This is a genomic window from Enterobacter vonholyi, from assembly GCF_040834095.1.
GTDB lineage: Bacteria > Pseudomonadota > Gammaproteobacteria > Enterobacterales > Enterobacteriaceae > Enterobacter > Enterobacter vonholyi.
Genome location: NZ_CP162152.1, coordinates 3673376 through 3692684, shown reverse-complemented (window position 1 = coordinate 3692684; position 19309 = coordinate 3673376). Strand labels below are relative to the sequence as shown.

Sequence of the window (19309 nt, the reverse complement as noted above, 5' to 3'; positions counted from 1 at the left end):
TATTCTGCACTATGACACAATTTTCCCTTTGTGGCAGACGAATTCCATTCGACGTGTTCTATAATGCGCCCTGAGTTTTCACACCACAGGCAAAACGATCATGACGCAGGATGAACTGAAAAAAGCAGTAGGATGGGCCGCTCTCCAGTACGTACAGCCGGGTACCATTGTCGGTGTCGGTACGGGATCAACCGCGGCACACTTTATCGATGCGCTGGGCACGATGAAGGGGCAAATCGAGGGCGCGGTTTCCAGCTCTGATGCTTCCACGGAAAAGCTGAAAAGCCTCGGCATTACCGTTTTCGATCTCAACGAAGTGGATCGTCTGGGGATTTACGTTGACGGCGCGGATGAAATCAACGGCCACATGCAGATGATCAAAGGCGGCGGCGCGGCGCTGACGCGCGAAAAAATCATCGCCTCCGTTGCGGACAAGTTTATCTGCATCGCGGACGCCTCCAAGCAGGTCGACATTCTGGGTAATTTCCCGCTGCCGGTCGAAGTGATCCCAATGGCCCGTAGCGCGGTTGCCCGTCAGCTGGTGAAGCTTGGCGGTCGTCCGGAATACCGTCAGGGTGTAGTCACCGATAACGGTAACGTGATCCTCGACGTTCACAGTCTGGAAATTCTTGACGCGATTGCGCTGGAAAATGCCATCAACGGCATTCCGGGCGTAGTGACCGTAGGGCTATTCGCCAACCGTGGCGCGGATGTGGCGCTGATCGGCACCGCTGACGGCGTGAAAACCATCGTAAAATGATCTGATGGGGGGAGTCCTCCCCCCGCTAAAAAATTTTTGAAAAGCTAAATTCGGTGACTTGTGTCACGTTTTTACGTCTCTTTTGCCGATCCTGCCGCGTTTGTAAATTTCCATAGCATTTTCCTCTGACATTTTGCTCTGTATGACTTTTCTTCAGAGTGCCGACGCAAACGTTCATATTGCTGCAATAGTTTTTTTTGATATGTTGGCTACGGCGGATTCATATCCAGCACAACATCAGTTCAGACAAAAACAGGGTCGGGTAAATGGCAAAGGTATCACTGGAGAAAGACAAGATTAAATTCCTGCTGGTCGAGGGCGTACATCAAAAAGCAATCGATAGCCTTCGTGCGGCAGGTTACACCAACATCGAATTTCACAAAGGCGCGCTCGATACCGAAGAGCTGAAAGCGTCCATCCGTGATGCCCACTTCATTGGCCTGCGATCCCGTACTCACCTGACTGAAGAGGTTATTGCCGCGGCGGAAAAGCTGGTGGCTATCGGCTGCTTCTGCATTGGTACCAACCAGGTTGACCTGAATGCTGCCGCGAAACGCGGTATTCCCGTCTTCAACGCCCCGTTCTCCAACACCCGTTCCGTGGCGGAGCTGGTGATTGGCGAACTGCTTCTTCTGCTGCGCGGCATTCCTGAAGCTAACGCCAAGGCGCACCGCGGCGTGTGGAACAAACTGGCGTCTGGCTCATATGAAGCGCGTGGTAAAAAGCTGGGGATTATCGGCTACGGCCACATCGGTACCCAACTGGGGATTCTGGCGGAATCTCTCGGTATGCATGTCTATTTTTACGATATCGAAAGCAAGCTGCCGCTGGGCAATGCCACCCAGGTTCAACACCTGTCTGACCTGCTGAACATGAGTGACGTGGTGAGCCTGCACGTGCCGGAAAATGCGTCCACCAAAAACATGATGGGCGCGGAAGAGCTGGCGCTGATGAAGCCGGGCTCACTGCTGATTAACGCCGCGCGCGGCACGGTTGTCGATATCCCTGCGCTGTGCGATGCGCTGAAGCGTAAGCATCTGGCGGGCGCCGCCATCGACGTGTTCCCGACGGAGCCTGCGACCAACAGCGATCCGTTTACCTCTCCGCTGTGCGAGTTCGACAACGTGATCCTGACGCCTCACATTGGCGGTTCCACCCAGGAAGCGCAGGAGAACATCGGTCTGGAAGTGGCGGGTAAACTGAGCAAATACTCCGACAACGGTTCTACGCTCTCTGCCGTGAACTTCCCGGAAGTGTCTCTGCCGCTGCACGGTGGTCGTCGTCTGCTGCACATCCACGAAAACCGTCCAGGCGTGCTGACCGCGATCAACCAGATCTTTGCCGAGCAGGGCGTCAACATTGCCGCGCAGTATCTGCAGACGAACTCGCAGATGGGCTACGTGGTTATTGATATCGAAGCGGATGATGATGTGGCCGAAAAAGCGCTGCTGAGCATGAAGTCTATTGCGGGGACGATTCGCGCGCGTCTGCTGTACTGATAGTGCGGTTTGTGGTGTCGGGTGGCGGCTGCGCCTTACCCGACCTACTCTGAGCATTTGTAGGCCGGGTAAGCGTAAGCGCCACCCGGCTTTATTCTACCAGACCCAGATTTTGCTGGGCGTCACCACCGCCGGCAACGGCACATCCCATTTCTCCACCGGTAACGCCTCCACGCCCTGACAATCATGCGCATAGCCCACCGGCTGCAACCCGTACTGCTGCCAGTTTTGCAGCGTCCGGTCATAAAAACCGCCGCCCATCCCTAAACGCTGGCCCTGTTCATCAAACGCCACCAGCGGCGTGATCAGTACATCCAGCTGTGACAGCGGCAACACGTCGCGCACGTCGAGTTTCGGTTCGGTGATTTTCAGGCAATTCACCACCAGCTCGCTGTGCGGATGGTAGTGCAGAAACAGCAGATTCCCCTCGCTAAACGGGTGCAGCACCGGCAGATAGACCTTCTTCCCGGCGCGCCAGAGTTGCTCTATCAACGGTTGGGTGTCCAGCTCGCCGTCAAACGACAGAAACAGCGCAACGGTATGCGCCATCAAGACAGGGGGATACGCCATCATACGGGCGGCGGCCTGCTGGGCAAAATGCGCTTGCTGATCGGAGGTTAACGCACGGCGGCGCTGACGAATTAGCTGACGGATGTCCTGGCGTGAAGCAGAAACTTCAGGGAATTGAGTCATGGTAGTCGGTAGAAGAAAAGAGAGGGAATCTCCGAGATGCCGCCGCAGGCTGTAACCCTTGAACCCTTGGTTCAAGGTGAATGTGTCGTCATAGTTTTAAGGCTTCTCGGACGGACCGAGCATGCTCACCAACCATGGAGCGCCACATTCTTGTGGTATGAAATATCGGCTCAGGGGACTGGCCCGCTTGCGAACATCTCAGAGAAATTTTGTCTTCACAGTTACTCTACCATAGTCAACTGAGAAGTGTTATTCAAACTTGGGTCCCGGTCTTTCGGGATTGCGACCTTGATCAAGCAATGCCTGTTCTATGGTCTGCTGGAGCATTTTAATGCGCTGCTCCATGCTTGCCGCGTAGTCGCGGGTCTTCGCTTTTTCCTGAGTCAGTTCATAGCTGATGTTCAACGCGGCGATGAAAACCAGCTGCTCAGTATTTGTGACTCTAGTGCGTTCTTTTAGATCTTGCAACCGCTGATTCAAATCGTCCGCAGCCTGATTCAAAGCATCCCTTTGTTCAGGCGGACAATTCACTCGCAGTGAACGGCCAAAAATCTGGAGATCGACGGGTTGTGCAGACATGCCACCTTCCTGCTGATTGACTGCGCTGCCTTCGCTTACGGCCCCGGGGGCTGCGAAGGGGCGACACTATAGCTACCCTGATGTGAAGATACAAGCCCTTTTCTGGTATCACCAGGGTCCAAAGTGGTAGCATATCATGAAACTTCCCCCCTTTGACGACGAATGCTCATGTCTATACAGAACGAAATGCCTGGTTACAAGGATTTAAACCAGTTACTGAACCAGCAGGGAGTCGGTTTAACCCCTGCCGAAATGCACGGTCTGATCAGTGGCATGCTGTGCGGCGGAAACAGCGACAGCTCATGGCAGCCGCTGATCCACGACCTCACGAATGAAGGGCTGGCGTTTGGTCACGAGCTGGCGGAAGCGCTGCGTAAAATGCACGCCGCCACCAGCGATTCTCTGGAAGACGATGGCTTCCTTTTTCAGCTTTATCTGCCTGAAGGCGACGACGTTAGCGTGTTCGATCGCGCCGATGCGCTGGCCGGCTGGGTAAACCACTATCTGCTGGGGCTGGGCGTGACGCAGCCTAAACTGGATAAAGTGACCGGCGAAGCGGGTGAGGCGATCGACGATCTGCGTAATATCGCTCAGCTCGGCTACGATGAAGACGAAGACCAGGAAGAGCTGGAAATGTCTCTCGAAGAGATCATCGAGTACGTGCGCGTGGCGGCACTGCTGTGCCACGACAACTTTACGCGCTCACAGCCGACCGCGCCGGAAGTCCGCAAGCCAACCTTACATTAAGAAAAATAACGCACAGGAGGGTGTCATGGTTATCTCGAGTCAAGAGTATTCGCGCCGCCGTCAGGCGCTGCTGGCGAAAATGCAGCCGGGGAGCGCCGCGCTAATTTTTGCTGCGCCCGAAGTGACGCGCAGCGCCGACAGCGAATATCCCTATCGCCAGAGCAGCGATTTCTGGTACTTCACCGGCTTTAACGAGCCGGAAGCGGTGCTGGTGCTGATTAAGAGCAATGACACCCACAACCACAGCGTGATTTTCAACCGCGTACGAGACTTAACTGCTGAAATCTGGTTTGGCCGCCGCCTGGGGCAAGAGGCCGCACCGGCGAAGCTGGGCGTTGACCGCGCGCTGGCGTTTAGCGAAATCAACCAGCAGCTTTATCAGCTGCTTAACGGCCTCGACGTGCTCTATCACGCGCAGGGTGAATATGCCTACGCCGATGAGATTGTTTTCACCGCGCTGGATAAGCTGCGCAAAGGCTCGCGGCAGAACCTGTCCGCGCCGGCCACGCTGACGGACTGGCGTCCGGTGGTGCATGAGATGCGCCTGTTCAAGTCTGAAGACGAGCTTAACATGATGCGCCGTGCGGGCGAAATCAGCGCCCTGGCGCACACCCGCGCAATGGAGAAATGCCGTCCCGGGATGTTCGAATACCAGCTGGAAGGCGAAATTCACCACGAATTTAACCGCCACGGCGCGCGCTATCCCTCTTACAACACCATTGTCGGCGGCGGGGAAAACGGCTGCATTTTGCACTACACCGAAAACGAAAGCGCGCTGCGCGACGGCGATCTGGTGCTGATTGATGCCGGCTGCGAATATCAGGGCTATGCGGGGGACATAACCCGTACCTTCCCGGTGAACGGTAAGTTCTCACCGGCACAGCGCGCCATTTACGACATCGTTCTCGAGTCTCTTGAGACGGCGCTCAGGCTGTATCGTCCCGGTACCTCCATGCAGGAAGTGACCGGCGAAGTGGTGCGCATCATGATTACCGGTCTGGTCAGGCTCGGGATCCTGAAAGGGGATGTAGACACCCTGATTGCTGAAAATGCGCATCGACCGTATTTCATGCACGGCCTGAGCCACTGGCTGGGGCTGGACGTGCATGACGTTGGCGCGTACGGCACCGACCGTTCGCGCGTGCTGGAGCCGGGCATGGTGTTAACCGTGGAGCCGGGCCTGTATATCGCGCCGGATGCCGACGTGCCTGAAGAGTACCGCGGGATTGGCATTCGTATTGAAGATGACATCGTGATTACCGAAACCGGTAACGAAAACCTGACCGCCAGCGTCGTGAAAAACGCTGACGATATCGAGGCGCTGATGGCAGCGGCACGCGCATGAGCGTGATTATCGTTGGCGGCGGCATGACCGGGGCCACGCTGGCGCTGGCCATTTCGCATTTGACGCAGGGCCAGCTTCCGGTGCACCTGGTGGAAGCCGTTGCGCCAGAGGCGTCAAACCACCCCGGTTTTGATGCGCGCGCCATTGCGCTGGCGCAGGGCACCTGCCAGCAGCTTTCGCGCATTGGTATCTGGCAGGCGATAGCCGACCGCGCCACGGCGATCGGTACCGTGCACGTCAGCGATCGCGGCCATGCTGGCTTTGTCACGCTGGACGCGCAGGACTACCGGATTGATGCCCTGGGTCAGGTCGTTGAGCTGCACGACGTCGGATTGGGACTGTTCCGCCTGCTCCAGGACGCGCCGGGCGTCACGCTGCATTGTCCGGCGCGCGTGGCCAGCGTGAGCCGTAGTGAGGCGTCGGTTAGCGTGACGCTGGAAAACGGCACCGTTCTTGAAGGCCAGCTTCTGGTCGCCGCGGACGGTTCGCGCTCGTCGCTCGGCAGCCAGTGTGGCGTGGAGTGGCGCCAGCAGCCTTACGGGCAGGTGGCGGTCATTGCGAACGTCTCTACCGCAGCTGAACACCACGGCAGGGCGTTTGAACGCTTTACGCAGCATGGTCCGCTGGCGATGCTGCCGATGTCGGACGGGCGCTGTTCCCTGGTGTGGTGTCATCCTCAGGATAAGGCGGAAGAGGTTAAGGGCTGGTCCGACGAACGTTTTTGTACCGAGCTGCAGAAAGCCTTTGGCTGGCGGCTGGGGCGTATTACCCACGCAGGCAAGCGGACGGTCTACCCGCTTTCGCTGACCACGGCGTCTCAGTCTGTCTCCCATCGTCTGGCGCTTGTCGGTAATGCCGCACAGACGCTGCACCCCATCGCGGGGCAAGGCTTTAACCTGGGCTTACGCGACGTCATGAGCCTGGCCGAATCACTGGCGCATGCGTGGGGCGAGCAAAAAGACTGCGGGGCGTATTCGGTGCTGATTCATTACCAGAAGCGCCGTCAGGCGGATAAAGAGGCCACCATCGGCGTTACCGACGGCTTAGTCCATCTCTTTGCCAATCGCTGGGCACCGCTGGTTGCGGGCCGCAACCTCGGGCTGATGGCGATGGAACTATTCATTCCGGCACGTGACGTGCTGGCGCAGCGGACCCTGGGTTGGGTCGCGCGTTAAGGAGTTATCATCGTGCAAAATGTTGATGTCGCCATCGTTGGCGGCGGAATGGTTGGACTGGCATTGGCCTGTGGATTGCAGGGCAGCGGCCTGCGCGTGGCGGTGCTGGAGCAAAAGCAGCCCCAGCCCGTTGCACCGGATGCGCCGCCGGAACTCCGCGTCTCGGCGATCAATGCGGCCAGCGAAAAGCTGCTGACGCACCTTGGCGTCTGGGCAGATATTGTGGCGCATCGCGCCAGCTGCTATCACGGCATGGAAGTGTGGGATAAGGACAGCTTTGGTCATATTGCTTTTGATGATGAAAGCATGGGCTATAGCCATCTGGGGCACATCGTTGAAAACGCGGTGATCCACCACGCGCTGTGGCAGAAAGCACAGCAGTGCAGCGACGTGACGCTGATTGCGCCTGCGCAGATCCAGCAGGTGGCATGGGGCGAAAACGAGGCGTTTATCACCCTGCAGAGCGGCGACATGCTGACCGCGCGTCTGGTAGTCGGTGCTGACGGTGCGAACTCCTGGCTGCGGAATAAAGCCGACATCCCGCTGACCTTCTGGGACTATCGTCATCACGCGCTGGTCGCGACGATCCGTACCGAAGAGCCGCACGGCGGCGTGGCGCGCCAGATTTTCCACAACGACGGCATTCTGGCGTTCCTGCCGCTTAGCGACCCGCACCTGTGCTCGATTGTCTGGTCCCTGGTGCCGGAAAAAGCCCAGCAGATGCATGAGGCGACGCCGGAGGCCTTTAGCCAGGCGCTGTGCGTGGCCTTTGATAACCGCCTTGGCCTGTGCACGCTTGAAAGCGAACGTCAGGTATTCCCGTTAACCGGCCGCTACGCGCGTCAGTTTGCGGCGCACCGTCTGGCGCTGGTGGGGGATGCGGCGCATACCATTCATCCCCTGGCAGGACAGGGCGTTAACCTCGGCTTTATGGACGCGGCGGAGCTGGTTGAGGAGCTGCGTCGCCTGCATCGCGAAGGGAAAGATATTGGTCAGCATCTGTACCTGCGCCGCTACGAGCGCAGCCGCAAGCACAGCGCGGCGATGATGCTGGCGGGCATGCAGGGCTTCCGCGAGCTGTTTGCCGGAGCGAATCCAGCGAAAAAACTGCTGCGCGATATTGGCCTCAAGCTTGCTGACACCCTTCCGGGCGTTAAGCCCCAACTCCTCCGTCAGGCGATGGGTCTTAACGACCTGCCGGACTGGCTGCGTTAATTTAGACCCCTGTCACACTTTCTTTTCCCGGCCTCTGCGCCGGGGAAATTCCCTCGTTTGAAATATTCTAATTTCACGTCATTTTTCGCATTAGATAATCTAATGTCGCATTTTTCTCGTTACGGAAATTCGGCCCGATTTTCCGCACGAAATATCACCATGTGCTAAATCCTGTTAGAGCATTGTTAATTTTGTGCGGGGTTAATCGCATTTTTCCAGTGAATAACTCTGTAGGCTTTTTAGCGTTTTTTGGTCATAAGCTAATGTGATGACCCATTTTGCCTTATGGTTAACCGCCGGTTTCGGTGGTAAGTTCAGGTAAAAGAGAACGTTTGCGTCGGTGCCCGAACGCGGGGCCGATACCGGGTTTCACGGTGAATTTTTCAACGAGGACAAGATGGCTCAACAGACTCCATTGTACGAACAACACGTGTTATGCGGCGCCCGCATGGTGGACTTCCATGGCTGGATGATGCCGCTGCACTACGGCTCTCAGATTGATGAGCACCACGCGGTGCGCACCGATGCCGGTATGTTCGACGTGTCCCATATGACGATTGTCGATCTGCGCGGTAGCCGCACCCGGGAGTTTTTGCGTTATCTGCTGGCAAACGACGTCGCCAAACTGAAGACGCCGGGCAAAGCGCTCTATACCGGCATGCTGAATGCCTCGGGCGGCGTGATTGATGACCTTATCGTTTATTACTTCACTGAAGATTTCTTCCGCCTCGTTGTAAACTCCGCCACCCGCGAAAAAGACCTCTCCTGGATCACCCAACACGCCGAACCTTATGCCATCGACATCACCGTCCGTGACGATCTGTCGCTGATCGCCGTGCAGGGACCAAACGCGCAGGCGAAAGCCGCCTCTCTGTTTAACGACGAGCAGCGCAAAGCAACCGAAGGCATGAAGCCGTTCTTCGGCGTGCAGGCGGGCGATCTGTTTATCGCCACCACCGGCTACACCGGTGAAGCGGGCTACGAAATTGCGATGCCGAACGAGAAGGCCGCTGATTTCTGGCGTGCGCTGGTGGAAGCGGGCGTGAAGCCTGCGGGTCTGGGCGCGCGCGATACGCTGCGTCTGGAAGCGGGAATGAACCTTTACGGTCAGGAGATGGATGAAGGCGTCTCTCCGCTGGCTGCCAACATGGGCTGGACCATCGCGTGGGAACCGGCTGACCGTGAGTTTATTGGCCGTGAAGCGCTGGAGATGCAGCGCGAGAAGGGCACCGAACAGCTGGTGGGACTGGTGATGAAGGAAAAAGGCGTGCTGCGAGGCGAACTGCCGGTGCGCTTTACCGATGCTGACGGCAATCATCGCGAAGGCGTGATCACCAGCGGAACCTTCTCCCCGACGCTGGGCTACAGTATTGCACTGGCACGCGTGCCAGCGGGCATTGGCGAAACGGCGGTGGTGCAAATCCGCAACCGCGAAATGCCGGTCAACGTGACCAAACCGATTTTTGTTCGCGCCGGTAAGCCGGTCGCCTAATCATTTTTATCAGGAGAACTTCAATGAGCAATGTGCCAGCAGAACTGAAATACAGCAAAGAACACGAGTGGCTGCGCAAAGAGGCGGACGGCACTTACACCGTAGGGATCACCGAGCACGCGCAAGAGCTGCTGGGCGACATGGTGTTTGTTGACCTGCCTGACGTGGGCACGACCGTGAACGCGGGCGACGACTGCGCCGTGGCGGAGTCCGTAAAAGCGGCATCCGATATCTACGCGCCGGTAAGCGGTGAGATTGTTGCCGTCAACGACGCGCTGAGCGATTCGCCAGAGCTGGTCAACAGCGAGCCTTATGAAGGCGGCTGGATCTTCAAGATCAAAGCCAGCGACGAATCCCAGGTTGCCGCGCTGCTGGATGCGACCGCGTACGAAGCACTGTTAGAAGACGAGTAAGCCATTATCCCTCTCCCCTTTGCGGAGAGGGTAGGGTGAGGGGAACAGACGACACCCTCACCCCAGCCCTCTCCCTCAGGGAGAGGGAGAAAACACATTCACTGCACGTTTCAGGAACCATCGCTCATGACACAGACTTTAAGCCAGCTTGAAAACCGTGGCGCCTTCATTGAACGTCACATTGGGCCGGATGCTCAGCAACAGCAGGAGATGCTGAAGACGGTTGGCGCGGATTCATTAAACGCACTGATCGGCCAGATTGTGCCAAAAGACATCCAGCTTGCCACGCCGCCTCAGGTGGGGGAAGCCACCACGGAATTCGCCGCGCTGGCGGAGCTGAAGGCCATCGCCGGCCTGAACAAGCGCTATAAGTCTTACATTGGCATGGGCTACACCAACGTGCAGTTGCCGCCGGTGATCCTGCGCAACATGCTGGAAAACCCGGGCTGGTACACCGCTTACACCCCCTATCAGCCAGAAGTCTCCCAGGGCCGCCTGGAAGCACTGCTGAACTTCCAGCAGGTGACGCTGGACCTTACCGGCATGGATATCGCCTCTGCTTCTCTGCTGGACGAAGCGACCGCCGCCGCCGAAGCGATGGCGATGGCTAAGCGAGTGAGCAAGCTGAAAAATGCTAACCGCTTCTTCGTGGCGGCGGACGTGCATCCGCAGACGCTGGACGTGGTGCGCACTCGCGCAGAGACCTTCGGCTTTGACGTAATCGTCGACGACGCTGACAAAGTGCTGGATCATCAGGACGTTTTCGGCGTTCTGCTGCAGCAGGTGGGCACCACCGGCGAAGTTCACGACTACGGCGCGCTGATTGCCGAGCTGAAATCCCGCAAGGTGGTTGTTAGCGTTGCCGCCGATTTTATGGCGCTGGTGCTGCTGACGGCACCGGGCAAACAGGGCGCGGATATCGTCTTCGGCTCTGCGCAACGCTTCGGCGTACCGATGGGCTACGGCGGCCCGCACGCGGCGTTCTTCGGCGCGAAAGATGAATTCAAACGCTCCATGCCTGGCCGTATTATCGGCGTCTCCAAAGATGCTGCCGGTAATACCGCGCTGCGCATGGCGATGCAGACCCGCGAGCAGCACATCCGCCGCGAGAAAGCGAACTCCAACATCTGTACCTCACAGGTGCTGCTGGCAAACATCGCCAGCCTGTACGCCGTGTTCCACGGCCCGGCTGGTCTGAAGCGCATTGCCAGCCGCATTCACCGCCTGGCCGATATTCTGGCCTGCGGCCTGCAGCAGAAAGGCCTTAAGCTGCGCCACGCTCACTACTTCGACACCCTGTGTGTGGAAGTGGCGGACAAAGCGGCCGTGCTGGCGCGCGCGAATGCGGCAGAGATCAACCTGCGCAGCGACATCCACAACGCCGTCGGCATTACGCTGGATGAAAGCACCACCCGCGACGATATCCTGAACCTGTTCAGCGTGTTGCTGGGTGACGCGCACGGTCTGGACATTGATGCGCTCGACAAAGAGGTCGCGCTCGACAGCCGCTCCATTCAGGAAAGCATGCTGCGTAACGATGCGATCCTGACGCATCCGGTCTTTAATCGCTATCACAGCGAAACCGAGATGATGCGCTATATGCACTCTCTGGAGCGCAAGGATCTGGCGCTGAACCAGGCGATGATTCCGCTGGGCTCGTGCACCATGAAACTGAACGCCGCGGCAGAGATGATCCCGATCACCTGGCCTGAATTCTCCGAGCTGCACCCGTTCTGCCCGCCAGAGCAGGCAGAAGGTTATCATATGATGATCAACCAGCTTTCCGACTGGCTGGTGAAGCTGACCGGTTATGACGCGCTCTGCATGCAGCCGAACTCCGGCGCGCAGGGTGAATATGCGGGCCTGCTGGCGATCCGTCACTATCACGAAAGCCGCAACGAAGGTCACCGCGATATCTGCCTGATCCCAAGCTCCGCCCACGGCACCAACCCGGCCTCAGCCCAGATGGCGGGCATGGAAGTCGTGGTGGTGGCGTGCGATAAGAACGGCAACATCGATCTGGCCGACCTGCGCGCGAAAGCCGAACAGGCGGGCGACAAGCTCTCCTGCATCATGGTGACCTATCCGTCCACCCACGGCGTGTACGAAGAGACCATCCGTGAAGTGTGCGAAGTGGTGCACCAGTTCGGCGGTCAGGTATACCTCGACGGCGCGAACATGAACGCACAGGTGGGCATTACTTCTCCGGGCTTTATCGGCGCGGACGTGTCGCACCTTAACCTGCACAAAACCTTCTGCATCCCGCACGGCGGTGGCGGCCCGGGCATGGGTCCTATCGGCGTGAAAGCGCACCTGGCGCCGTTTGTCCCAGGCCACAGCGTAGTTCAGATCGAAGGCATGCTGACCCGTCAGGGCGCGGTCTCTGCGGCACCGTTCGGTAGCGCCTCTATCCTGCCAATCAGCTGGATGTACATCCGCATGATGGGCGCGGAAGGGCTGAAGCAGGCGAGCCAGGTGGCAATTCTGAATGCCAACTATATTGCGACGCGCCTGAAGTCTGCCTTCCCGGTGCTCTATACCGGCCGCGACGGTCGCGTGGCGCACGAGTGCATCCTCGATATTCGTCCGCTGAAAGAGCAGACCGGCATTAGCGAGCTGGATATCGCCAAGCGTCTGATCGACTACGGCTTCCACGCGCCAACCATGTCGTTCCCGGTTGCGGGTACGCTGATGGTTGAGCCAACGGAGTCTGAAAGCAAAGCAGAGCTGGACCGCTTTATCGACGCGATGCTGGCCATCCGCATGGAGATCGACCGCGTGCAGGACGGCGAGTGGACGCTGGAAGATAACCCGCTGGTCAACGCTCCGCACACCCAGCACGAGATGGTGGCTGAGTGGAACCACGGTTATTCCCGCGAGCTGGCGGTCTTCCCGGCAGGCGTGGCGAACAAATACTGGCCGACCGTGAAGCGTCTCGATGACGTTTACGGCGACCGTAACCTGTTCTGCTCCTGCGTACCGATGAGCGAATACCAGTAATCGCGCTGGTGCAGTAATCCAGTCCGGGTAAGGCGAAGCCGCCACCCGGCTTTTTTATTGGGAGAAGAAAATGGGCATTGCACTTGTGACCGGCGCCAGTCGGGGCATTGGGAAAGCCACCGCGCTGCAGCTGGCACGCGAAGGCTACACCGTGGCGGTGAACTATCATCACAACATTAAAGCCGCGACTGACGTGATAAACCAGATCGTTGAAGCTGGCGGTAAAGCCTTTGCCGTCCGCGCAGATATCAGTGATGAAGCTCAGGTGCTGGCGATGTTTGACAGCATCGATCGCGAAGGCGAGCCGCTTACCGCGCTGGTCAATAATGCGGGAATTCTGTTTGAGCAATCCACCATCGAGAATCTCTCCGCTGAGCGCATTAACCGCGTCCTGGCGACCAACGTCACGGGCTACTTCCTCTGCTGCCGGGAAGCGGTAAAACGAATGTCCTTCAGGCATGGCGGCAAGGGTGGGGCGATAGTGAATGTCTCTTCTGCAGCGTCGCGTCTGGGCGCGCCGGGTGAATATGTGGATTATGCCGCGTCCAAGGGGGCGGTGGATTCGCTGACAACGGGTTTATCGCTGGAGGTAGCGGCGCAGGGCATTCGCGTCAACTGCGTCCGTCCGGGTCTGATCTATACCGATATCCATGCTTCCGGCGGAGAGCCGGGGCGAGTGGATCGCGTGAAATCGTTGCTGCCGATGCAGCGCGGCGGCCAGCCGGAAGAGGTCGCCCAGGCGATTGTCTGGCTGCTGAGCGAGAAGGCGTCTTACGTGACGGGGAGCTTTATTGAGCTGGCGGGTGGGAAGTAAACCCCTAACCTAACCCTCTCCCCAAAGGGGAGAGGGGATCAAGCGTAACGGCGCTCGGTGTTAAAGTTTCTCGCCGTTGCTGGCAATCACGCCCTTATACCACTCGAAGCTTTTCTTGCGTGAACGCGACATGTCGCCCGTACCGTCGTCGTGTTTATTCACGTAGATAAAGCCGTAGCGTTTGCTGTACTGGCCGGTGGTGAACGACACGCAGTCGATACAGCCCCATGGCGTATAGCCCATCAGATCCACGCCATCGTGGGTAACGGCTTTGATCATCTCCTCCACGTGGGCACGCAGATAGTCGATACGATAGTCATCGTTGATGCTGCCGTCTTCTTCAACCTTGTCGTAGGCGCCGAAGCCGTTTTCAACGATAAACAGCGGTTTCTGGTAACGCTCGTACAGTTCGCACAGGGAATAGCGTAACCCTACTGGGTCAATCTGCCAGCCCCAGTCGGAAGCCTTAACGTGCGGGTTCGGCACGCTGCCTTCGAAACCGGAAATCGCGTCCCCGGTGCCGCCTTCCGCTTTCACCGCGTTGGTCATGTAGTAGCTGAAGCCCAGGTAGTCGCAGGTACCTTCACGCAGGATCTGCTCGTCGCCTGCCTCCATTTTGATGGAGAACCCGCGGCGCTCCCACTCGTTCAGGACGTAAGACGGGTAGTAACCCCGCAGCTGGACGTCGGTAAAGACGTAGCGCTCGCGCATCGATTCCTGGGCGAACATCACGTCTTCCGGCTTGCAGGAGAATGGATAGAGCGCCACCATGGCCAGCATGCAGCCGACTTTCATCTCCGGATTGATGCGGCGCGCGGCTTTCACCGCCAGGGCGCTGGCCACAAACTGGTGGTGAAGCACCTGATACATGGTCTCTTCGGGATTTTCGTGTTCGGTGTAGACCACACCGGAGCAGCAGTAGCCGAACAGCGGTGCGCGCCAGTTGCGCTGGTTATTGATTTCGTTGAAGGTCATCCAGTATTTGACCTTGTTTTTGTAGCGCTCAAAAACCACTTCCGCGAAGCGCACAAAGAAATCGACCACTTTACGGTTGGTCCAGCTACCGTATTCCTGCACCAGGTGCAGCGGCATTTCGAAGTGGGAGAGGGTGATCACCGGTTCGATGTTGTACTTCAGCAGCTCATCGAACATGTCGTCGTAAAACTTCAGCCCCTCTTCGTTTGGCTGCGTTTCATCACCTTTCGGGAAGATGCGCGTCCAGGCGATGGAGGTACGGAAACACTTGAAGCCCATCTCGGCAAACAGCTTGATGTCTTCTTTGTAGTGGCCGTGGAAATCGATAGCTTCATGGTTGGGGTAGTATTTCCCCGGTACCACCTCCTGCGTGATTTCGCGCGGTACGCCGTGTGCGCCGCCGGTCAATACGTCGCAAATGCTTGGCCCTTTGCCGCCTTTGTTCCAGCCGCCTTCAACCTGATGAGCGGCAACCGCGCCACCCCATAAAAAATCTTTTGGTAAGGTCAATTTTTTCATCGCTGCTATTCTCAATAAATGACTTATTGGCATCGAGTCTAGCAAAGCGAAATTAAATGTCACGATATAACAATTTACGGTAAATGTGATTTGTCACATCAAAAAAACAGGGTGTTTTATTCTGTAAGTTTCTTCGCCAGCTTACGGCCGAGAGATTCCAGAATATAGATGACGGGAATTTGCGTGGTTATATCGTAGACGCCTGCAATTCGAGTCTGAGGAACGTGCCAGGAGAGATTAAAGTCCGCCAGTTTTGCCAGGCGCGAGTGCTCGTGGCTGGTAATGGAGAGCACCTTACAGTGATGCAGGCTGAACTGGCTGGCGAAGCGCAGGATCTCCTCGGTCTCGCCCGAGACGGAGAGCACAATAGCCAGCGCATTTTTTGCCATGTCATTCGTGACCGGGAAATAAGGGTCATCAATATGGTTACTGAATTTCCCAATATTAGAAAAGAAACGTGCGCCATATTTTGCCAGCGAGCCTGATGTCCCGGCACCGACAAATATAATTCGCTCGGAAGATAAAATAATATCGACCGCCTTATCCAATAACGCGTCGAACTCTTCATTATTCACGCTTTTAAAAAAGCTGATTATTTCGCTGGCGCCGAAGTTCGCCTGCTGGGGCTCGTTCTGCTCAAGGTACAGCTTAAAGCGCACGCGGAATTCAGAATACCCTTCGCAGTTAAGCTTGCGGCAAAAGCGCAGGATTGTGGTCGTCGAGACGTCTGCAGCATCCGCCAGCTCGCGAATGGTCATGTACATCACTTTGTCACGATTTTTTATGACATAGTTGTAGACCATCATCTCCAGGTTATTGAGACTGGCAATGGCGGAATGGGAGAACATGCTCACAATGGCTACACTCACTCATCAGACTTTTCTTCAGGGAATAATAACATGCAGCCAAACGACATCACTTTTTTTCAGCGCTTTCAGGACGACATTCTGGCCGGGCGTAAAACCATCACTATCCGGGATAAAAGTGAATCCCATTTCAAAACCGGCGATATCCTGCGGGTGGGACGTTATGAGGATGATGGTTATTTTTGCACCATCGAAGTAACGGGAACGTCAACCGTTACGTTCGACACATTGACGCAAAAACATGCTGAACAGGAGAATATGACCCTGGATACGCTGAAAAGCGTGATCGCAGAGATCTATCCCAGCCAGAACCAGTTTTATGTGATTGATTTTAAACGTCTATAATTTAAATCGAAACGCACGTTCGCTGAAATTAAACCGTAACTGTCTGATTGTAATTTAGAAACGTTATGTTTAACTTTATTTTAGCTAACATGTGTTCACTGGAATCATTCTCAGTTAGCATAGTGATGCGATGAATAATCATCTTTTGTTTTCCCGGAGTTTTGTATGGTGAGCAGACCATTAATCGCACAGGGATATTCGCTGGCTGAGGAAGTAGCCAACAGCATCAGCCACGGCATTGGCCTGGTGTTTGGGATTGTCGGTTTAGTCTTATTGCTGGTGCAGGCGGTGGACGCTAATGCCAGCGCGATGGCCATTACCAGCTACAGCCTGTATGGCGGGAGTATGATCCTGCTGTTTCTGGCGTCGACGCTTTATCACGCGATCCCGCATCAGCGGGCCAAAATATGGCTCAAGAAATTTGACCACTGCGCTATCTATCTTCTTATTGCAGGCACCTACACCCCGTTTTTGCTGGTGGGGCTCAACTCGCCGCTGTCGCGTGGCCTGATGATTGTTATCTGGAGCCTGGCACTGCTGGGGATCCTGTTTAAGCTGACCATCGCGCACCGCTTTAAGGTGCTGTCGCTGGTCACCTATCTGACCATGGGCTGGCTGTCGCTAATTGTGGTGTATCAACTGGCAATCAAACTGTCGATAGGGGGCGTGACGCTTCTGGCCTTAGGCGGCGTGGTATACTCGCTCGGCGTGATTTTCTACGTCTGCAAGCGCATTCCTTACAACCATGCCATCTGGCACGGCTTTGTGCTGGGCGGCAGCGTATGCCACTTTTTGGCGATCTATTTGTACGTAGGGCAGGCCTAGTTTTTTACGCCGTGCGGGCGGTTGCCCTCACCCCGGCCCCCTCCCACAGGGGGAGGGAGGACACCAAAACCCTAGGCCCGGTAGGTGCAGCGCCACCGGGCGATACAGCATCACTCTTCCAGAGAATACGGCAGCGGCTCAATACTCAGCGTATTTGCATCGTCACGCACGCGGAACACGCTGTCGGCTTCCATGTCGTTGTTCATGACGGCTTGAACCAAAAGACGTCCATCATCCAGCTGTACGGCGGCTAATACGGTGCCGGTACGGCGCCAGTTATCACCCATCTTCAGCTCTAAGTCTTCACCCGCTTCAGGGACGCGGCTGGCATGTCCCGCGAGTGTCCACAGCGCACGTTTGTTTGCCCCGCGGAATTTTGCACGCGCCACCATCTCCTGGCCGGTGTAACAGCCTTTTTTAAAGCTGATACCCCCCAGTGCCTGCAGGTTGGTTGCCTGAGGAATAAACTGTGCGCTGTTTGCTGCGTCAATTACCGGCAGACCCGCTTCGATGTTCAGCGCCAGCCACTGCTGACTGTTGTTAAGCTGCGCTTCGCCGCGCAGCGCCTCGGTGATGCGCTCGGCGGTTTCGGCATCCGTGACTAACAGAAAACGCTCTGCCGGGTGTTCAAACCACAGGATGGAGGTGTCGCCTTCGCTGACGAGCTGCTTTTCGGCATTCGGCAGTTCGCTGAAGAGATTTTTCAGCGCCGCACGTGCCTGGAAGCCGGCCACACCCAGCAGGACATGTTCGTCGTCCGGGGCGATAGTGACTTTGGAAAAGACCGCGTACTTCTTCAGCTCTTTGAGCTGGGCCTCCTGCAGGCTGCGGCGCTCAATAAAGGCAAAGCCATCCTGACGGCGGAAGAGACGCAGGTTGCTCCACATTTTGCCTTTTGGGTCGCAATGCGCGGCCAGCAGGTGCTGGTGTTCGGTCATCTGGCTGACGTCGGCGGTCACCTGGCCCTGCAGATATTTTTCGGCGTCGGCACCGGTGAGCGTCGCCAGCGCCCAGTCATCAAGAGAAATAAGCGTCAGCGGCAGACGCGCAGAGGCGGCGGGCTGGCGAGGAGAAAATGGTGTAAATGCCATAACGATATCCTGAATTGCTTAACGCTTTGATAATGCCTAATGGTAAAAGAGCCTGCAGGCAATGCAAGCGCTTTCAACAGGCCATTTGTGCCCTAAACCGGTTATGCGTAACGCTACGCAAAATAATGTAATCCGCTGTCTTTGTAGGGGGTATTCGGGAAGCCTGCTCGGCGATCGCAATATTCCAGTAATGAAACGTTCAAAAACACGTTACACTAGCTGGTGTCCCCGTAGAGAAACAAAGAACACTGAACGGGGCACCGACTGTGCCAAACGTAATGCAGGAAACTGAACATGGATATTAACAACAAGGCCCGTATTCACTGGGCGTGCCGTCGCGGAATGCGTGAACTTGATATTTCCATCATGCCTTTCTTCGAATATGAGTATGACACCTTAAGCGACGATGATAAGCGTCTGTTTGTTCGCCTGCTTGAGTCTGACGATCCAGATTTATTCAACTGGCTGATGAACCACGGCAAACCCGCCGATACCGAGTTGCAACGGATGGTGCAATTAATTCAAACACGGAATCGGGAACGTGGTCCTGTGGCAATCTGATCTTCGCGTCTCGTGGCGCTCGCAGTGGATGTCTTTATTGCTCCACGGACTGGTTGCGGCCTTTGTGTTACTGATGCCGTGGCCGCTAAGCTATACGCCGCTGTGGCTGCTGTTACTCTCGTTTGTCGTTTTTGACAGCGTACGCAGCCAGCGTCGAATTAATGCCCGTCAGGGAGAGATCAAATTACTGATGGATTCCCGCCTGCGCTGGCAGGGTAAAGAGTGGGATATCCTCGGTATGCCCTGGATGCTCAACTGCGGCATGATGTTACGGTTACGCAAGGTGGACGGCGGGCGTTGCCAGCATCTTTGGCTGGCGGCTGACAGTATGGATGCTGCCGAGTGGCGAGATCTGCGCCGGATGCTATTGCAACAGACGACGCAGGGATAATATG

19 protein-coding genes and 1 other RNA gene are annotated in these 19309 nt (G+C 56.6%); 14 read left to right on the top strand and 6 right to left on the bottom strand.

Annotation, left to right across the window (positions count from 1 at the left end):
- Positions 1–100 precede the first annotated feature (100 nt).
- Positions 101–760 (top strand): ribose-5-phosphate isomerase RpiA, encoded by a 660-nt coding sequence (rpiA, locus tag AB3N39_RS17245; RefSeq protein ID WP_234084485.1) that lies wholly within the window; start codon positions 101–103, stop codon positions 758–760.
- Positions 761–1026: 266 nt separating this feature from the next.
- A complete protein-coding gene (gene serA, locus AB3N39_RS17240) occupies positions 1027–2259 on the top strand; it encodes a phosphoglycerate dehydrogenase (protein WP_111963213.1) in 1233 nt (410 codons plus the stop codon).
- A gap of 96 nt (positions 2260–2355) precedes the next feature.
- On the opposite strand, the gene AB3N39_RS17235 is transcribed toward serA, so the two are convergent.
- From AB3N39_RS17235 to zapA, 3 genes are all read right to left on the bottom strand, one after another.
- Positions 2356–2952, bottom strand: a complete 597-nt coding sequence (locus tag AB3N39_RS17235) for a 5-formyltetrahydrofolate cyclo-ligase (protein ID WP_367896915.1) — start codon at positions 2950–2952, stop codon at positions 2356–2358.
- 24 nt (positions 2953–2976) lie between these two features.
- A non-coding RNA gene (gene ssrS / locus AB3N39_RS17230) (6S RNA) lies at positions 2977–3160 on the bottom strand.
- A 41-nt stretch (positions 3161–3201) separates the two neighbouring features.
- Positions 3202–3531 (bottom strand): cell division protein ZapA, encoded by a 330-nt coding sequence (gene zapA / locus AB3N39_RS17225; protein ID WP_006811891.1) that lies wholly within the window; start codon positions 3529–3531, stop codon positions 3202–3204.
- A gap of 168 nt (positions 3532–3699) precedes the next feature.
- Between zapA and AB3N39_RS17220 the strand changes: the two genes are divergently transcribed.
- The 8 genes from AB3N39_RS17220 (at position 3700) to AB3N39_RS17185 (ending at position 13732) form a co-directional block, all read left to right on the top strand.
- Positions 3700–4278, top strand: a complete 579-nt coding sequence (locus tag AB3N39_RS17220) for a YecA family protein (RefSeq protein WP_029739212.1) — start codon at positions 3700–3702, stop codon at positions 4276–4278.
- Positions 4279–4309: 31 nt separating this feature from the next.
- The gene (gene pepP, locus AB3N39_RS17215; protein WP_143345742.1) at positions 4310–5623 is read left to right on the top strand and encodes a Xaa-Pro aminopeptidase; all 1314 of its coding nucleotides are present in this window, start codon (positions 4310–4312) and stop codon (positions 5621–5623) included.
- Positions 5620–6798, top strand: coding sequence for a 2-octaprenyl-6-methoxyphenyl hydroxylase (gene ubiH / locus AB3N39_RS17210; RefSeq protein WP_136195100.1), 1179 nt, complete (start codon positions 5620–5622; stop codon positions 6796–6798). The genes pepP and ubiH overlap by 4 nt, the downstream gene beginning before the upstream one ends.
- 12 nt (positions 6799–6810) lie before the next feature.
- Positions 6811–8013 (top strand): FAD-dependent 2-octaprenylphenol hydroxylase, encoded by a 1203-nt coding sequence (gene ubiI / locus AB3N39_RS17205; protein ID WP_136195101.1) that lies wholly within the window; start codon positions 6811–6813, stop codon positions 8011–8013.
- Positions 8014–8410: 397 nt separating this feature from the next.
- Entirely contained in the window at positions 8411–9505 is a 1095-nt protein-coding gene (gcvT, locus tag AB3N39_RS17200) for a glycine cleavage system aminomethyltransferase GcvT (protein WP_133295114.1), read from the top strand.
- A 23-nt stretch (positions 9506–9528) separates the two neighbouring features.
- Entirely contained in the window at positions 9529–9918 is a 390-nt protein-coding gene (gene gcvH / locus AB3N39_RS17195; RefSeq protein WP_133295113.1) for a glycine cleavage system protein GcvH, read from the top strand.
- A 126-nt stretch (positions 9919–10044) separates the two neighbouring features.
- Positions 10045–12918, top strand: a complete 2874-nt coding sequence (gene gcvP, locus AB3N39_RS17190) for an aminomethyl-transferring glycine dehydrogenase (RefSeq protein ID WP_213822032.1) — start codon at positions 10045–10047, stop codon at positions 12916–12918.
- Between the two features lie 70 nt (positions 12919–12988).
- Entirely contained in the window at positions 12989–13732 is a 744-nt protein-coding gene (locus AB3N39_RS17185; RefSeq protein WP_115876234.1) for an SDR family oxidoreductase, read from the top strand.
- A 60-nt stretch (positions 13733–13792) separates the two neighbouring features.
- On the opposite strand, the gene bglA is transcribed toward AB3N39_RS17185, so the two are convergent.
- Together bglA and AB3N39_RS17175 are read right to left on the bottom strand one after the other, a co-directional pair.
- Positions 13793–15226 carry a 6-phospho-beta-glucosidase BglA gene (bglA, locus tag AB3N39_RS17180; RefSeq protein ID WP_115876233.1) on the bottom strand — a complete coding sequence of 478 codons (1434 nt, stop codon included), beginning with the start codon at positions 15224–15226 and terminating at the stop codon, positions 13793–13795.
- A 116-nt stretch (positions 15227–15342) separates the two neighbouring features.
- Positions 15343–16074, bottom strand: coding sequence for a MurR/RpiR family transcriptional regulator (locus AB3N39_RS17175; protein ID WP_032660101.1), 732 nt, complete (start codon positions 16072–16074; stop codon positions 15343–15345).
- A gap of 51 nt (positions 16075–16125) precedes the next feature.
- Here AB3N39_RS17175 and yqfB point away from each other — a divergent pair, with 51 nt between their 5' ends.
- Together yqfB and AB3N39_RS17165 are read left to right on the top strand one after the other, a co-directional pair.
- Positions 16126–16437, top strand: coding sequence for a N(4)-acetylcytidine aminohydrolase (gene yqfB / locus AB3N39_RS17170; protein ID WP_133295111.1), 312 nt, complete (start codon positions 16126–16128; stop codon positions 16435–16437).
- 165 nt (positions 16438–16602) lie between these two features.
- Positions 16603–17262 (top strand): hemolysin III family protein, encoded by a 660-nt coding sequence (locus AB3N39_RS17165; RefSeq protein ID WP_127732244.1) that lies wholly within the window; start codon positions 16603–16605, stop codon positions 17260–17262.
- Between the two features lie 110 nt (positions 17263–17372).
- On the opposite strand, the gene ygfZ is transcribed toward AB3N39_RS17165, so the two are convergent.
- On the bottom strand, positions 17373–18353 hold the full coding sequence (gene ygfZ / locus AB3N39_RS17160; RefSeq protein WP_133295110.1) for a tRNA-modifying protein YgfZ: 981 nt from the start codon (positions 18351–18353) through the stop codon (positions 17373–17375).
- A 294-nt stretch (positions 18354–18647) separates the two neighbouring features.
- Between ygfZ and sdhE the strand changes: the two genes are divergently transcribed.
- Both sdhE and AB3N39_RS17150 read left to right on the top strand, forming a co-directional pair.
- Positions 18648–18914: an FAD assembly factor SdhE gene (gene sdhE / locus AB3N39_RS17155; RefSeq protein ID WP_006178375.1), complete on the top strand. Its 267-nt coding sequence runs from the start codon at positions 18648–18650 to the stop codon at positions 18912–18914.
- Complete coding sequence (locus tag AB3N39_RS17150) at positions 18895–19305, top strand: protein YgfX (protein WP_021242050.1); 411 nt, start codon at positions 18895–18897, stop codon at positions 19303–19305. The genes sdhE and AB3N39_RS17150 overlap by 20 nt, the downstream gene beginning before the upstream one ends.
- Positions 19306–19309: the final 4 nt, after the last annotated feature.

What these genes read in the sequence shown, in the direction of transcription:
- ubiH (WP_136195100.1), top strand. Translation starts at nt 5,620, where the DNA reads ATGAGCGTGATTATCGTTGGCGGCGGCATGACCGGGGCCACGCTGGCG.
- serA (WP_111963213.1), top strand. Translation starts at nt 1,027, where the DNA reads ATGGCAAAGGTATCACTGGAGAAAGACAAGATTAAATTCCTGCTGGTC.
- yqfB (WP_133295111.1), top strand. Translation starts at nt 16,126, where the DNA reads ATGCAGCCAAACGACATCACTTTTTTTCAGCGCTTTCAGGACGACATT.
- AB3N39_RS17165 (WP_127732244.1), top strand. Translation starts at nt 16,603, where the DNA reads ATGGTGAGCAGACCATTAATCGCACAGGGATATTCGCTGGCTGAGGAA.
- AB3N39_RS17175 (WP_032660101.1), bottom strand. Translation starts at nt 16,074, where the DNA reads ATGTTCTCCCATTCCGCCATTGCCAGTCTCAATAACCTGGAGATGATG.
- AB3N39_RS17220 (WP_029739212.1), top strand. Translation starts at nt 3,700, where the DNA reads ATGTCTATACAGAACGAAATGCCTGGTTACAAGGATTTAAACCAGTTA.
- AB3N39_RS17185 (WP_115876234.1), top strand. Translation starts at nt 12,989, where the DNA reads ATGGGCATTGCACTTGTGACCGGCGCCAGTCGGGGCATTGGGAAAGCC.
- gcvH (WP_133295113.1), top strand. Translation starts at nt 9,529, where the DNA reads ATGAGCAATGTGCCAGCAGAACTGAAATACAGCAAAGAACACGAGTGG.
- rpiA (WP_234084485.1), top strand. Translation starts at nt 101, where the DNA reads ATGACGCAGGATGAACTGAAAAAAGCAGTAGGATGGGCCGCTCTCCAG.
- gcvP (WP_213822032.1), top strand. Translation starts at nt 10,045, where the DNA reads ATGACACAGACTTTAAGCCAGCTTGAAAACCGTGGCGCCTTCATTGAA.
- zapA (WP_006811891.1), bottom strand. Translation starts at nt 3,531, where the DNA reads ATGTCTGCACAACCCGTCGATCTCCAGATTTTTGGCCGTTCACTGCGA.
- bglA (WP_115876233.1), bottom strand. Translation starts at nt 15,226, where the DNA reads ATGAAAAAATTGACCTTACCAAAAGATTTTTTATGGGGTGGCGCGGTT.
- ygfZ (WP_133295110.1), bottom strand. Translation starts at nt 18,353, where the DNA reads ATGGCATTTACACCATTTTCTCCTCGCCAGCCCGCCGCCTCTGCGCGT.
- AB3N39_RS17235 (WP_367896915.1), bottom strand. Translation starts at nt 2,952, where the DNA reads ATGACTCAATTCCCTGAAGTTTCTGCTTCACGCCAGGACATCCGTCAG.
- gcvT (WP_133295114.1), top strand. Translation starts at nt 8,411, where the DNA reads ATGGCTCAACAGACTCCATTGTACGAACAACACGTGTTATGCGGCGCC.
- sdhE (WP_006178375.1), top strand. Translation starts at nt 18,648, where the DNA reads ATGGATATTAACAACAAGGCCCGTATTCACTGGGCGTGCCGTCGCGGA.